Annotated in this window: 11 protein-coding genes and 1 pseudogene; 3 read left to right on the top strand and 9 right to left on the bottom strand. The window is 72.5% G+C overall.

Annotated elements, in window-relative coordinates; genetic code table 11:
* Positions 1–19: 19 nt before the first annotated feature.
* From ACIBZJ_RS09430 to vanX, 3 genes are read left to right on the top strand one after another with little or no spacing between them, the layout of a single operon-like run.
* Positions 20–970, top strand: coding sequence for a D-isomer specific 2-hydroxyacid dehydrogenase family protein (locus ACIBZJ_RS09430; RefSeq protein WP_395927389.1), 951 nt, complete (start codon positions 20–22; stop codon positions 968–970).
* The gene (gene vanA / locus ACIBZJ_RS09425; RefSeq protein ID WP_395927387.1) at positions 963–1,991 is read left to right on the top strand and encodes a D-alanine--(R)-lactate ligase; all 1,029 of its coding nucleotides are present in this window, start codon (positions 963–965) and stop codon (positions 1,989–1,991) included. The genes ACIBZJ_RS09430 and vanA overlap by 8 nt, the downstream gene beginning before the upstream one ends.
* On the top strand, positions 1,988–2,596 hold the full coding sequence (gene vanX / locus ACIBZJ_RS09420; RefSeq protein ID WP_395927385.1) for a D-Ala-D-Ala dipeptidase VanX: 609 nt from the start codon (positions 1,988–1,990) through the stop codon (positions 2,594–2,596). Before vanA ends, vanX begins: the two co-directional genes overlap by 4 nt.
* On the opposite strand, the gene ACIBZJ_RS09415 is transcribed toward vanX, so the two are convergent.
* From ACIBZJ_RS09415 to ACIBZJ_RS09375, 9 genes and pseudogenes are all read right to left on the bottom strand, one after another.
* On the bottom strand, positions 2,572–3,699 hold the full coding sequence (locus ACIBZJ_RS09415; RefSeq protein WP_395927383.1) for a sensor histidine kinase: 1,128 nt from the start codon (positions 3,697–3,699) through the stop codon (positions 2,572–2,574). The two genes, vanX and ACIBZJ_RS09415, sit on opposite strands and share 25 nt — an antisense overlap.
* A complete protein-coding gene (locus ACIBZJ_RS09410; protein ID WP_395927381.1) occupies positions 3,692–4,363 on the bottom strand; it encodes a response regulator transcription factor in 672 nt (223 codons plus the stop codon). The genes ACIBZJ_RS09415 and ACIBZJ_RS09410 overlap by 8 nt, the downstream gene beginning before the upstream one ends.
* Before the next feature lie 68 nt (positions 4,364–4,431).
* Positions 4,432–6,042, bottom strand: a complete 1,611-nt coding sequence (locus ACIBZJ_RS09405) for a PucR family transcriptional regulator (protein WP_395927379.1) — start codon at positions 6,040–6,042, stop codon at positions 4,432–4,434.
* Between the two features lie 21 nt (positions 6,043–6,063).
* Complete coding sequence (gene menC, locus ACIBZJ_RS09400; RefSeq protein WP_395927771.1) at positions 6,064–7,131, bottom strand: o-succinylbenzoate synthase; 1,068 nt, start codon at positions 7,129–7,131, stop codon at positions 6,064–6,066.
* A gap of 32 nt (positions 7,132–7,163) precedes the next feature.
* On the bottom strand, positions 7,164–7,952 hold the full coding sequence (locus ACIBZJ_RS09395; RefSeq protein WP_395927377.1) for a GNAT family N-acetyltransferase: 789 nt from the start codon (positions 7,950–7,952) through the stop codon (positions 7,164–7,166).
* Positions 7,949–9,028: a M20/M25/M40 family metallo-hydrolase gene (locus ACIBZJ_RS09390; RefSeq protein ID WP_395927375.1), complete on the bottom strand. Its 1,080-nt coding sequence runs from the start codon at positions 9,026–9,028 to the stop codon at positions 7,949–7,951. The genes ACIBZJ_RS09395 and ACIBZJ_RS09390 overlap by 4 nt, the downstream gene beginning before the upstream one ends.
* Positions 9,028–12,246, bottom strand: coding sequence for a serine hydrolase (locus ACIBZJ_RS09385; RefSeq protein WP_395927373.1), 3,219 nt, complete (start codon positions 12,244–12,246; stop codon positions 9,028–9,030). Before ACIBZJ_RS09385 ends, ACIBZJ_RS09390 begins: the two co-directional genes overlap by 1 nt.
* Before the next feature lie 26 nt (positions 12,247–12,272).
* Positions 12,273–12,989, bottom strand: a pseudogene (locus tag ACIBZJ_RS09380) (ABC transporter ATP-binding protein); the annotation flags it as partial.
* Positions 12,986–14,836: a dipeptide/oligopeptide/nickel ABC transporter permease/ATP-binding protein gene (locus ACIBZJ_RS09375; RefSeq protein WP_395927371.1), complete on the bottom strand. Its 1,851-nt coding sequence runs from the start codon at positions 14,834–14,836 to the stop codon at positions 12,986–12,988. The gene ACIBZJ_RS09375 and the pseudogene ACIBZJ_RS09380, both read right to left, overlap by 4 nt.
* Between the last annotated feature and the right edge of the window lie 2 nt (positions 14,837–14,838).

The raw sequence follows: 14,838 nt of genomic DNA, 5'->3' as shown, positions 1-14,838 counted from the left end.
CGGACCCTTGACTGGGGGCATGCGGATAACGATCTACGGATGCGAGCCGGACGAGGCAGCGGCGTTCCGGGAAATGGCGCCCCGCTTCGACGTGTCGGCGACAATCGTCGAGGCACCGGTTTCCGACGCGAATAGCGAGCTGGCATCCGGAGGCCGATGCGTCAGCGTCGGCCACAAGACACCGATCACGAATGCCACCCTGCGGGCGCTCGGCCGGGCCGGTGTGGAGTACGTGTCGACCCGGAGCATCGGCGACGACCACCTCGACGTGGCCTACGCGGCCGGCCTCGGAATGCGTGTCGGCACCGTGGCCTATTCGCCGGACAGCGTGGCCGACTACACGCTGATGCTGATGCTGATGGCTCTGCGGGGCGCCGGCTCCCTCGTCCGTCGCGCGGAGGTGCACGACTACCGGCTGAACGAGACACGCGGGAAAGAGCTGCGTGACCTGACCGTCGGGGTCGTGGGCACCGGGCGGATCGGCCGCGCGGTGATCGACCGGTTGCGGGGCTTCGGGAGCCGGATCCTGACCTACGACAAGGAGGCCGCGGACCCGGTCCCGCTGGCGGAACTGCTCCGGCACAGCGACGTCGTCACGCTCCATCTGCCGCTCACCGCGGAAACCCACCACCTGCTGAACCGACGGCGCGTCGCCGTGATGAAGCCCGGCGCGTTTCTCGTCAATACCGGACGCGGCGGGCTCGTCGACACCGAGGCGCTGGTGGCCGCACTCGACAGCGGCCGATTGAGCGGGGCGGCCCTGGACGTCGTCGAAGGCGAGGAAGGAATCTTTTACGCCGACTGCCGCACGACGCCGCTCGACAACAAGCCTTTGCTGCGGTTACAGGAAATGCCGAACGTGGTGGTGACTCCGCACACCGCCTATTACACCGACCACAGCCTGCGCGACACCGTGGAGAACAGTCTCCTCAACTGCGTGGAATTCGAGAACGGGAAACGGCATGGATAGGGTGAAGATCGGAATTTTCTTCGGTGGCGCGTCCGAGGAGCATCCCGTCTCGATCAAGTCGGCCCGCGAGATCGCCGGCCACCTCGACGCCGGGAAGTACGAGCCGTTCTACGTCGGCATCACGACGGACGGGGCCTGGAGACTCTGCGACGGTCCCGACCTGTCGGCCGGCCGCCCGGCGATGTTGTCGCCCGACCCGGGCGTCCACGGGCTGCTCGTACTGGACCAGGGGAAGTACGAGACGATTCGGCTCGACGTGCTGCTGCCCGTCCTGCACGGCCGGTCCGGCGAGGACGGGGCGATGCAGGGCCTGTTCGAGCTCTCCGGCGTCCCCTACGTCGGCTGCGACGTCCCGAGTTCCGCGCTGTGCATGGACAAGTCGCTGACCTACCTGGTCGCCCGGAGCGCGGGAATCGCCACGCCGGGCTTCCGGATCGTGACGGCGGCCGACGGCGTCGACGCCGAGTCGTTCACGTACCCGGTGTTCGTGAAGCCGGCCCGGTCCGGGTCCTCGTTCGGCGTCAGCAAGGTGACCGGGACGGACGATCTGACGACGGCGGTGGAAACCGCACGGCAGTACGACACGAAGGTGTTGATCGAGGAGGCCGTCGTCGGCAGTGAGGTCGGCTGCGCGGTGCTGGGGAACGACCTGGACCTGATCGTCGGAGAGATCGACCGCGTCGCACTCTCCCACGGCTTCTTCCGGATCCATCAAGAGGGCTCGCCGGAAACCGGGTCCGAGAACTCGACGTTCGTCGTGCCGGCCGACATCGGTTCCGAGGCGCGCTCGCTCGTCCAGGAGACCGCTCGGACCCTCCATCGCGCGCTGGGATGCCGGGGACTGTCGCGGGTGGACCTGTTCCTGCTCGAGGACGGGTCGGTGATGCTCAACGAGGTCAACACGTTACCCGGGATGACCTCGTACAGCCGCTATCCGCGGATGATGGCGGCGGCCGGGCTGCCCCTGTCCGAGGTGATCGATCTGCTGGTGACACTGGCGCTGACGGGGAAGCTCCGATGAACGACGGCTTCGTCTTCGTGGACGAGCACGTCGGCGGAATCCGCTGGGATTCGAAATACGCCACCTGGGACAACTTCACCGGCAAACCGCTGGAGGGATACCGGGCCAATCGTATCGTCGGCACGCAGGCGTTGTGCGCGGCCCTGGAGCGGGCGCGCGAACTGGCCGAGTCCGCCGGTTTCGGCCTGCTGCTCTGGGACGGCTATCGCCCGCAGCGCGCCGTCGACGGTTTCCGGCGCTGGGCGGAGCAGCCGGAGGACGGCCGGACGAAACGCCGCCACTACCCGAACATCGATCGCGCCGCGATGTTCGCGCAGGGTTACGTGGCCGCGAAGTCCGGCCACAGCCGGGGCAGCACGGTCGACCTGACGCTCTATTGCCTGGCGACCGGCGAACTCGCGCCGATGGGCGGTGACCACGACCTGATGGACGCGGTCTCGCATCACGGGGCGGAGGGCATCGCTCCGGAGGCGGCGATCAACCGCGATCACCTGTGTTCGTTCATGGAACGTGCCGGGTTCAGCCCCTACGCGTGCGAGTGGTGGCACTACACGTTGAGGGACGAACCGTATCCCCACACCTATTTCGACTTCCCCATCACGTAGTCGCGCCAGTGCAGCGGGGTGACCGGCAGCCGCACCTCGACGCAGAGTCCGCCGCCCGTCCGCGGGGTGAGCGTGAGGAGTCCGTCGTGGGCCTGGGTGATGCTCCGGACGATCGCCAGGCCGAGCCCGACACCGGCCTGGTCGCTGCGGACGCGCTGGGTGCCGCGCTGGAACGGCTCGGTGAGCGTCGGGATCAGCCCGGGATCGAGCGTCTCGCCGGTGTTCTCGACCGCGAGCACGGCCGCGTCCGGGCCGATCGTGGTGGTGACCCGCACGGTGCCGTGCTCCGGCAGGTTGTGGACGATCGCGTTGTGCAGGAGGTTCGTCGTCAGCTGCAGGAGGAGTGCGTGCGAGCCGACGGCGAGCGTGACGTCCCCGCCGGTCTCGATCGCGACGCCGTGTTTCTCGGCCAGCGGAAGAAGCGTCTCGGTGGCTTCCTCCGCGACCAGCGACAGGTCGACCCGCTCGGGTTCGAACGAGCGCTGGTCGGCCCGGCTGAGCAGGAGCAGCGCCTCGGTGAGCTCGATCGCCCTGGCGTTGACGGCCCGGAGACGGTCGTCGAGCTCGTGGTCGTCGCGGCCGGGGTCGTCGCGGGCGACGTCGAGCAGCGTCCGGGTGATCGCCAGCGGAGTACGCAACTCGTGCGACGCGTTGGCCGCGAACCGCTGCTGCCCGGCGACGTGGGCCTCGAGCCGGGCGAGCATCGCGTCGAAGTTGTCGGCGAGTTCGCGGAACTCGTCGTGCCGTCCTTCCAGCGCGATCCGGTGCGACAAGGATCCGGTCGCGGCCCGGTGCGTCGCGTCCGTGATCCGGGACAGCGGAGCGAGCATGCGGCCGGCCAGGAACCAGCCTCCGAGCAGACCGAACACCAGCAGGAAGGCCAGCATCTCGGCTGCCCGGGGAGCGAACGCGACCAGGAGGTCGTGACGGCTGGGGCCGATGATGCGGATACCGGGAAACGGCAGGTCGCGCGGCGGGTCGGGGACGTAACGCAGGAGGAACACCCAGACGACCGCGAGCAGCAGGACGCCGGCCAGCATCAGGAAACCGGCGTAGCTGAGCGTGAGCCGCAGCCGGACGCTCAACCCGGCCGGTCTACTCACGCTGCTGACCCTCGATGCGGTAGCCGACGCCGGGGACGGTGGCGATCAGCCCGGGCTCGCCGAGCCGTTTGCGCAGGGCGGAGACCGTGATGCGGACGGCGTTGGTGAAGGGGTCGGTGTGGGCGTCCCAGGCCCGTTCCAGGAGTTCCTCGGCGCTGATCACCCCGCCCTCGGCCGCGACGAGGACCTCGAGCACGGCGAACTGCTTGCGGGTGAGCGCGACGTAGCGGCCGTCGCGATAGACCTCGCGGCGGAACGGGTCCAGCCGCAGGCCGGCGATCTCGCGCACCGGCGGTCGGCTGTGGGCGCGCCTGCGGTCGAGCGCACGGAGCCGGAGCACGAGCTCCCGCAGCGCGAACGGCTTGGTGAGGTAGTCGTCGGCGCCGAGCTCGAAGCCGGAGGTCTTGTCGTCCAGCCGGTCGGCGGCGGTGAGCATCAGGATCGGCATGCCACTGCCGGACGCGACGATGCGGGCGGCGATCTCGTCGCCGGACGGCCCGGGGACGTCCCGGTCGAGGACGGCGATGTCGTACGTGTTGATGCCCAGCAACTCGAGCGCGGTGTCGCCGTCGCCGGCGAGGTCGGCGGCGATCGCTTCGAGCCGCAGCCCGTCCCGGATCGCCTCGGCCATGTAGGGCTCGTCCTCGACGACCAGTACACGCATGCTCTCCAACGTACGAGCAGGTGCCTATCGTCGGCGTATGGACGGTCCTGCCGAGGGTGAGGAGCCGGCTACTCCGGGCGGAGCGCCCGCAGCTGCACCATGAGTCCGAACCGCTGGTCGGGGTCGCCGAGATCGCACTGCCCGACGTCGGAAACGCGTCGCAACCGGTACCGGAACGTGTTCTGGTGGACGCCGATCGACTCGGCGGCCAGCACCGCGTCGCCGAAAGCGTCCAGCCAGGCGCGCAGCGTCTGCACGAGGTTGCCGCGGTGCAGGACGTCGTACTCCACCAGGCGGGCCAGCGCCCCGGCCGGTTTCTCGCCGCGCGCCGCGGCGAGGTCCCGCAGCTCGGAGACCAGTGCTTCGCCCTGGAGCTCGTCGAAGCGGCCGATCCGCCGGTGCGGACGCCCGTCGCGCAGCACCCGCAGCACCCGGTCGACGCTGGTGCGGCTGCGGGCGACGTCCGACAGCCCCCGCGCCACCGGCCCCACGGCGGCGATCGACGGGAGCCGGCCACCCAGCCGGTCCTGGAACCCCTGGAGGATCCGCACCGCCCGGTCGGGAGTGCCGGTCAGCGGCAGCAGGCCGTAGGTGACCGCGCCGATCGCCGCGGCGACGGCCCGCGGGTGCACCGCGTGCAGGTGCAGCGCGAACGCGTCGCTGAGTCCCTGCCGGTCCTGGATCACGCTCGCACTGTCGGCATCGGCGCGTTCGTCGAGCGCGACCCCGAGCACCAGCAGCGGCTGGCTCGACAGGCCGAGCCGCTCGAGGGCCTCGTGTGCGCCCGCGCCGCCCCCCAGCGCAGCGTTCAGCAGATCGGCCCGCATCCGCCGCTGCACGTCGGCACCGGCCCGGACCCGCAGCATGTGCAGGGCGACCAGGTTGGCCGCCTCGCCCAACGCCGCGCTGCGCTCGTCGCTCAGCGGCCCGGGCACCGCGGCCCAGATCGACCCGAGCACCTCGTCGCCCGCGCGCACCCGGATCGCGACGCGCGGCTTGAGGAAACCGTTGATCCGGTCGGGGATCGGCTCGATGAAGATCGGCCGGTCGCCGCGGAGCAGCTCCCGGAACACCCCCCGCTCGTGCAGGACTCGCGCGTAGCTCTCGGGCACCTGCCGGCCCAGGATCGTGTCGACCCGGGACGAATCGGCCTCGTCCTGCCGTCCGGAGAAGGCCAGCACCCGGGAGTTGCGGTCCTCGATCGTGACCGGCGCGTCCAGCAGCGACGCGATCGCGTTGGCGACCGCGAAGAGGTCACCGGCGGGCAGCCCGCCGAGCAGCGTCTCGTCGGCCGGTCCGGCATCGGCGCCCGGGGCGAGCAGCGAGCGCAGCAGGTCGCTGAGGTGGTTCCAGGTGGCGCCCCGGCGCAGCCCGAGCACGGCGACCCCGGCCGAGTCGACCGCGGCCCGCACCTCGTCGGTGAGCGGCACCGGCGCCCGGACGACGAGCGCGGCGGCGTTCTGCTGCCCGAGCGCGACGAGGAGCGCGGCCAGCGCACCCGGGTCGTCCACCCCGATGCCCAGCACCAGCGCGTGCGCGGGCAGCACCGGCTGGTCGGACGGGTCGTGGAAAACTACCGCGCTGATCTCGTCGGGCCGGTCGACGTCCCCGTGGGCGTGTTCGAGCAGCGTCACGCCGAGGTCGTCGACGACGCGCCCGAGGTTCACACGAGGCCTCACCCGCACCGGCTCACCGTAACGTCACGCCGGGAGCCACTCGGTCGAAACCGTCACCTCGTCGAGCCGGTCCGGAATCGGCGTCACCCCTAGTCCGGGCCCGACCGGCACGTCGAGGTGACCGTCGCGGAGGACGAACGGCTCGGTGATGTCGGCGGCGTAGTAACGCCCCGATCCCGAGGTGTCGCCGGGCAGCGTGAACCCGGGCAGCGCCGCGAGCGCCACGTTGGCGGCCCGGCCGAGCCCGGTTTCCAGCATCCCGCCGCACCAGACCGGGACGCCGTGCGCCACGCAGACGTCGTGGATCCGGCGCGCTTCGAGGTAGCCGCCGACCCGTCCCGGCTTGATGTTGACGATCTGGCAGGCGTCCAGGCGGATCGCGGCCGCGGCGGCCCTGGCCGACGTGATCGATTCGTCCAGGCACACCGGGGTGCGGATCTGCCGGGCCAGCGCCGCGTGCCCGAGGAGGTCGTCCTCGTCGAGCGGCTGCTCGATCAGCAGCAGGTCGAACGGGTCGAGCCGGGCCAGGTGCCTGGCGTCGCCCAGCGTGTAGGCCGTGTTCGCGTCCACCTGGAGCAGCACGTCGTCGCCGTAGCGCTCCCGGACGGCCCGGACCGGCTCGACGTCCCAGCCCGGTTCGATCTTGAGCTTGATGCGGACGTAACCCTCGTCGAGGTAGCCGCCGACGGCGTCGAGCAGCTGCGGGATGCTGTCCATGATGCCGACCGAGACCCCGCACGGCACCCGCGAGCGCACCGCTCCGAGCTCCCGCCCGAACGACCGGCCCGACGCACGCAGCTCGGCGTCCAGGATCGCCGTCTCGAGCGCCGCCCTGGCCATCTGGTGCCCCTTGAACGGCGCGAGCGACTCCGCCACCGAGACCGCCGAGACCGGGCCGGACAGCACCGCGGGCACGAAGAACCGGCGCAGCACGTCCGCCGCCGCGTCGACGTACTCGGACGAGTAGCGCGGGCTCGTCATCGCCACGCATTCGCCCCAGCCCTCGGCGTCCTCGGCCACCGCGCCCACGAGCAGGACGTCGCGGGTCGTCTCGACGCCGAACGACGTCCGGAACGGCGCCACCAGCGGCATCACGATCCGTCGCAACACGATCCCGGCGAATTTCACGATTCCCTCCGTACCACGTAGTAACCGGACGGGTCGAAGCCTTCGATGCTGACCCCGGTGAGGGCCTCCCGCACGGCGACCCGCCACCGCTGGGCCAGCGCGGGGTCGCTCGCCCGCATCGCGCCGATGTCCCGGGGCACGGCGACCAGGCCGATCGGGCCCTCGGGCCGGCCGGCCACCGGACCGGCGTCGGCGCCGACGCTCAGCACCGGAACCGCACCGGCCGCCACCGGGCCGGTGGAGTTCCCGTACTCCCGGAGCCTCCACCGCACCAGCAACCGATCGGATTCCTCGTTCCCGTTGAACGCGTCCGACATCGGCCCGTAGAAGTTCGGCAGGTACTCGGCCGGCCGCGCCCCCAGCTTCCCCAGGTTGAAGTAGGCGTTGCGGGCCACCAGCGGGTCGAACGTCCAGACGATGTCGGCGACGTCGCGCTGCAGCGCCCACGCCCGCTGGTGCAACTTCAGCGCGAAGCCGACACCGCGCCCGGCGGCGTCGGCGGCCACTCCGGCGATGTGGCTGTGCAGCGCGCTGCCCGCCGGCTCGTGGAAGAACGCCACGCACGCACCGACCAGCCGCTCTCCCTCGAACGCACCGGCCACGTAGTTGCCCGCCTTCGAGAAGGCACGCAGCAGCTCCGCGGTCACCGGCGGGTTCGACGAGCGTCCCCAGATGTCCGCGAGCAGCGCCACCGCGCGGGTGATCCGGTCCATGTCGGTCAACTCACGCACGACGACTCCGGCCTTCAGCGCCGCGGCTTCCGCCGCGTTGTCGACGCCGATCACGAGCCCCCCGCCCCCAGGTGCGAGACCAGCGCGCGCAGCAGCGCGGTCCGTGGCCCGATGTGCTCCACCACGACGTGCTCGTCGGCCGCGTGCGCGCCACCACCGACCGCGCCGAGACCGTCGAGCGTCGGCGTGCCGACCCCGGCGGTGAAGTTCCCGTCGGACGCGCCACCGACCGCGGCGCGCCCCGGCTCGGCCAGCCCCTGCCCGACGGCGATCCGGCAGGCCAGAGCATAGAGCGAGTCCGACGCCGACGCGTCGAGCGGCGGCCGGTTCCGACCTCCGGTCACCTCGACGCGCGCACCCGGGTCGACCGCGCCCAGCGCGCGCATGGCCCGGTCGACCCGCTCCTGTTCCGCCCGGGTCTCCACCCGGACGTCCACCGCGAACGATCCCTCGGCCGGCACGGTGTTCGTCGTGACGCCTGCCCGCGCCACAGTCGGCGTCACCGTGGTCCCCGCGCCGCCCAGCGCGCTGACCGCCAGCACCTGGCGGGCGAGCTCGATCGTCGCGTTCACTCCGCGCTCGGGCTCCAGCCCGGCGTGCGCGGCCCGGCCGATCACCCGCACGTCGTAGAGCGAGGTGCCCTTCCGCTCGCACTTCAGCGCGCCACCGTCGGCGGACGCCTCCAGCACCAGCGCCGCCTCCGCCGCCCTGGCCTCCCGCTCGATCAGCTCGCGCGAGCCCGGCGACCCGAGCTCCTCGTCGCCGGTGACCAGCAGCGTGACGCCGTCCAGCCCGGCAGCCGCGTGCAACGCCATCACCAGCCCGACCTTCATGTCGAAACAGCCCGGGCCACGCAGGATCCCGCCGTCCACCGCGTACGGCCGGTCGTCGAGCGTCCCGAGCGGCCAGACCGTGTCGTGGTGACCGAGCAGCAGCACCCGCGACGGGCCCGGGCCGAGCCGCCACCGCAGATGGACCCCGTCGATCCGCTCCGGGGCGACGCCCAGGATGCCGGTACCGACCTCGGCGACGACCTCGGCCGACCGGGCGACCGCGGCCCGGTCGCCGGAGGGCGACTCGCACTCGATCAGCGCCCGCGCGTCCGCGAGCATGTCCCGCAGGTCGGTCATCAGCCCACCTTCGGTGTGGCTCGAACCCCGAAGTGCAGGTACGGCTCGCCGGTCGGGAGCGCGTAGAACGTCACCGGGATCCAGTTCTCCGCCTCCGGCGGTTTCACCGCGAAGACCGCCGGCCCGGCCGGCACCATCGCGTACTCGTGCACCGTGTCCGGCTCCAGCTCGGCGAGCGGCCCGGTGATCGTCGTGCGCAGCCGGGGCGGGTTGCTCGCCACCTCCATCCGGACGCCGGCCCGCTCGTAGGTACCGGCGAACGGCGTCACGTCCCCGTCGTACGGCTCCGGCGGCGGTGCGAACGGACGCGGCACCGTCACCCCGGCGACCTCGGCGAAGATCTCCCGGAACAGGTCCTCGTAGAGGTCACGGGCGTTCCCGCCGTTGGTGAGCAGGACGACGGCCAGCCCCTGCTCGGGCAGGATCCGCAGGAACGCGGCCTGACCCAGCGTGGTGCCGTCGTGGCCGATCAGGCGGTGGGAGTCCCAGTCGAACCGGATCCAGCCGAGGCCCCACGAGTCACCGAGCACCTGCTTGTCGGGCAGGTCGGCCTGGAACGCCGCCATCGCGGCCGCGCTCTGTGCGGTCAGCAGCCCGCCGGTCAGGTGCGCCCGGGCGAAGGCCAGCACGTCGGCGGCCGTGGAGTTGATCAGCCCCGCGGGTCCGAGCGCGCGCGGCAGCATCCAGGTCCCGACCGGCTCGCCGTCCTGGTGACCGACCGCGGTCGAGTGGAGCAGCGCCTCCTCCGGCAGCGTCCCGGTGCTCGCGAGCCCGAGCGGCGTGAACAGGCGTGAGCGCAACGCCTGGTCCCACGTCTGACCGGTGATCTTCTCGATCACCCGGCCCAGCAGCGTGTAACCGGCGTTGCAGTACGAGAACGTGACGCCCAGCGGATGGTTCTGACCGACCTCGCCGAGGGCCTCGACGTACTTCTCGACGCAGTCGTCACCACGGCCGGTGTCGGTGAACACGTCGCCGTCGATGCCGCTGGTGTGGGTGAGCAGGTGCCGCACGGTGACCGCCTTGGTCACGTCCGGGTCGGCGAGCCGCAGCTCCGGCAGCACCTCGGCGACCGGGGTGTCGAGCGTGAGCAGCCCCTCGTCGACCAGGATCATCGCGACGGTGGCGGTCCAGACCTTCGTGATCGAGCCGATCTGGAACAGCGAGTCGGTACGGACCGGCGCTCCGGTCCCGGTGTGCAGCACCCCGTGGGCCAGCTCGACCAGTTCGTCGGCCCGCAGGAGGCCGAGCTGCGCGCCCGGCACCTTGTGCCGGACGGCCAGCGAGGTCAGCCGCTCCTGCCAGTGCGACGCGTCGATCCGTGCCCGGCCGGTGTGCTCTTCGAGCCAGTCGACGACCCGCCGGTTGTAATCGATCCGCTGCGACGGTGGCCCGAGCAGGATGAACGCGTGCGAGGCCTCCGGATACACGACCAGCCGGGTCGGCACGCCCAGCTGCCGCAGCGCGGTGTGCCACTGCTGGGCCTGGCCGACCGGGCAGGTCCGGTCCTCGGCGCCGTGCAGCACCAGCGTCGGCGTGCGGACGTCGGCCACGTGGGTCAGCGGTGACATCGCCGCGTACTCGGCCGGCTTCTCCCAGAGCAGGCCGCCGAGCTCGAACGCACTGAGGAAGTGGGCGTCGTCGCTGGAGCCGCTGATGCTCACCAGGTCGCTCACCGTCCCGCCGGCCACCGCTGCCGCGAACCGGTCGTCGTGGCCGGTCAGCCAGCAGGTCATGAACCCGCCGTAGCTGTAGCCCGAGACCGCGAGCCGGTCCGGGTCGGCGAGCCCCTCGGCGACGAGTTCGTCGAGCGGCTCGAGGAAGTCGGCCGCGTCCGCGACGCCCCACCGGCCGTGGGCGCCGTCGTAGAACGCCTCGCCGTAGCCGTCGCTGCCGCGCGGGTTGACCAGCAGCACGACCCAGCCGCGGTCGACCAGCTCCTGGTGGTAGAGGTGCATCTCGTCCGCGGCCGCGTTCCAGGCGTTGTGCGGACCGCCGTGGATGTCGAGCAGCAGCGGCCGCGGCCCGCTCCGCGCCGGGTCGCGCAGGAGCCAGGCCTGCACCCGGGTGCCGTCGGAGATCGTGAACCACCGCTCCTCGCGGGCGTGCAGCTCCGGGGCTCCGTGCCCGGTCAGCACGGTCAGCGTGTCCACCGTGCCGGTAGTACCGACGGCCAGGTCCACGATCGCGACCTCGCCGAACGACGTCCCGGTGGCCACCGTGATCGCGGCCCGCCCGCCGCCGACCGACAGCCCGGACACCACGCGCCCCGGCCCGCCGACGACCGGCCGGGCGTCCCCGCCGTCGATCGCGACCGACCACAGATGGCTGCATCCGTGCTCGCGCAGGCAGAAGTACACCCGGCCGCCGGCCTCGACCGGCAGACCGCCGGGGTACGCCGGCCCACCCGGCATCACGTTGCGGTCCAGCGACCCGGTGAGGTCGGTGACCTCGCCGTCCCCCGTGCGGACGCGATACAGGCGGGCATGTCCGGTCGGGTCACCGGCCCAGCCGACGACGAGCAGCGCCGAGCCGTCGGTCACCCAGCCCACCGTGGCCGCCACCCCGCCGGTGAACGCCACGGCCCGGGGACGCGCGTGCGGGTCGTCGATGTCCAGCAGGAACACCGGTGTGCGGTGGCTCAGGTCGCTGTCGGCACCGTCCTTCCGGGTGAACGCCAGCGTCGTGCCGTCCGGCGACCAGGCCACCGCCCCGACGTCGTACGGACCGTCGGTGACCTGCCGCGCCGGCCGGGCGTCCGGATCGAGAACGAAGGCCTGCCGCCGGACCGGGCCGTACAGGCCGGCGCCGTCGGCCTGGTAGTCGAGGCCGTCGGAGACCATCGGACCCCGGCCGCCGCCGGACGGGTCGACCGGAGCGGTGAACGCGAGCCGCGAGCCGTCCGGGCTCCAGCGCGGCGCGCCGGCGCCCAGCGGCAGGTCGGTGACCGCCTCGGGTTCGCCACCCTCGACGTCGAGAATCGCGACCTGACCGTCGCGGAGGAACGCGATCCGGGTGCCGTCGGGAGACCAGGCCGGGGCGGCGTCGGTGACGCCGTGGGTGAGCCGCCGCAGCGTGCCCCCGTCGGCGCCGGCCAGCCACAGCTGATCGACGTTCCGGTCGTGACCGGTGTCGATGGTCCGCAGCACGTAGACGATCCGGCTCCCGTCCGCCGACAGCGCGGGCTGCGACGGAACCACCACGTCGGCGAGGTTCATGGCTTACTCCTTCGGGGCGCTCGGCCGGGTACGGCGGCGAGCAACTCGCGGGTGTACTCGTGTGCGGGCTCGGCCAGCACCTGCGACGTGGGCCCGTGCTCGACGAGCCGCCCGCGTCGCATCACCGCCACGTGCGAGGCGACGTAACGGACGACGGCGAGGTTGTGGGAGATGAACAGCATCGACAGCCCCAGCTCGCGCTGGAGTTCGCGGACGAGGTTGAGCACCGCGCCCTGGACCGAGACGTCCAGGGCGGAGGTGATCTCGTCGGCGATGATCACGCTCGGGTCGGCCGCCAGCGCGCGGGCCAGCGCGACGCGCTGCCGCTGACCGCCGGAGAGCCGGGACGGGAGCGTGCCGGCGGTACCGGGGTCCAGGTGGACCTGTTCGAGCAGGCGGGTGACGCCGGCCCGCCGCTCGGACCGGGCCCGCCCCGGAGGCATCGCCTCGGCGATGGTCGCGCCGACCGTCATCCGCGGGTCGAGCGAGGAGTACGGGTCCTGGAACACCATCTGCAGTGGACGGGGGCGCCCCCGGGTCGGCACCGGCGCGCCGTCGAGCGTGATCCGGCCGCCGACCGGCGGAGCCAGACCGACGGCGGCGCGGGCCAGCGTGGACTTTCCCGAGCCGGACTCCCCGACGAGCCCGATCACGGCGCCGTCCGGCACCGTCAGGCTGACGTCGTCCACCGCGGTGGCGCGCCCGTAGCGGACCGTGACGTGCTCGAACTTCAGCTCGCTCATCGGGGCTCCTCACCCGCGTGCCAGCACGCGACCCGGTGCTCCGGCGAATCGGCGGCCAGGGGTGGATCCTCGGCCCGGCAGTGGTCGTCGGCGAGCGGGCACCGCTCGGCGTAGGCACAGCCGGGTGGCACGTCGGCCGGGTCGACCGGACGGCCGGGGATCGTCGCGAGCGGACGGTCGAGGTCGGTCGCCATGTCGGGCACCGCGTCCATCAGCGCCCGCGTGTACGGGTGCAGGGGCTTGGCGTCGGCCGGCAGCTCCTCGACGATCCGGCCCGCGTACATCACCAGCACGCGATCGCACACGTCCCCGATCACCGCGACGTCGTGGCTGATCAGCACCAGCGCGGCGCGGTCGCTGCGCCGGATCGTCGCGAGCAGTTCGAGCACCTGCCGCTGCACGGTCACGTCGAGGGCCGTGGTCGGCTCGTCGGCCACGATCAGGGCCGGGGTGTTCATCAGCCCCATGCCGATCATCGCCCGCTGACGCATGCCGCCGGAGAACTCGTGCGGGTACTGGCGCACGCGGGTCCGGGCGTCCGGGATCCGGACCGCGTCCAGCCGGTCCGCCGCCCGGGCCATCGCCTCCCTCCGGCTGAGTTTCTGGTGGTGGGTCGCCGCTTCCGCGAGCTGGGCACCGATCCGCCTGGTGGGGTTGAACGCGGTCATCGGGTCCTGGAAGACCATCGCCACCCGGGTGCCCAGCGTCCGGCGCCGGGCCGCGGTGTCCGGCGCGAGCAGGTCCTGGTCGAGCAGCGTGAGCCGGGTGGCGTCCACCTGGCCGTGGTCGGCGATCAGGCGGGTGACGGCCAGTGCCGTCATCGACTTCCCGGACCCGGACTCCCCGACGATGCCGACGGCCTCACCGCGTCGGACCTGGAACGAGATGCCCCGGACCGGCCGGATCGGCCCGGCCGGACCGGCCAGGGTGACCTCGAGGTCCCGGACGTCGAGCACGACGTCCGCGTCCGGCTCGGCCGGTCGTCCTTCCGTGCGGACGCGGGCCCGCACGACCGGCCGGAGTCCGACGTCGACGGTGACGCCCAGGCCCTTGGCGACGGATTCGCCGAAGAAGTTGAACGCGAGTCCGGCCAGCACCACCGCGGCCCCGGGGGCGAGCGCCGCCGCCGCGTTCACGTAGATCGTGCCGATGCCGTCGTAGAGCAACCGGCCCCAGTCGTAGGCGGGCGGCTGGACGCCCAGGCCGAGAAACGACAGCCCGGCGAACGAGAGCAGCGCACCGCCGGCCCCGATCGTCGCGTTGACGACCAGCGGCTCGGCGACGTTCGGCAGCACGTGCCGGACGAGGATCCGGCCCCGGCCGAGGCCCACCGTCCGTGCGGCCGAGACGTAGTCCCGCGCCGCGACCTCGGCGACCAGCGTCTGGGTGAGGCGCGCGAACGACGGGGCACCGGCGAGTCCGATCGCGAGCACCGCGCCGGTCGCACCGACGCCGAACACGACCGCGAAGAACAACGCCAGCAGGATGCCGGGGAAAGCGACCGCGATGTTGACCGCCGCCGTGACGATCCGGCCGGACCGCCGGCCGAGCAGGAACGGCAACGCGCCCAGCACCAGCCCGGCGCCGACCGCGAGGACGGTGGCCAGCAGCGCGAGCACGATCGAGAGCCGGGACGCGACCAGCACCCGCAGCAGGATGTCCCGGCCCAGGCTGTCGGTCCCGGCCCAGTGCGCGCCCGACGGCGCCGCCAGGATCCGGTCGGTGTCGACCGCGTCGGCACCCGTGCCCCACACCACCGGCCCGAGCGCGGCGGCCACCAGGACGACAGCCATCAGCACGGTCGCGGTCAGGCCCAGCGGGGTCCGGACGACCCGTAACCAGCGCATCC

Origin of the sequence: Cryptosporangium sp. NPDC051539 (assembly GCF_044454545.1) — a bacterium.
Taxonomy (GTDB): Bacteria; Actinomycetota; Actinomycetes; order Mycobacteriales; family Cryptosporangiaceae; genus Cryptosporangium.
This window is presented reverse-complemented; position numbering and strand designations above follow the sequence as displayed.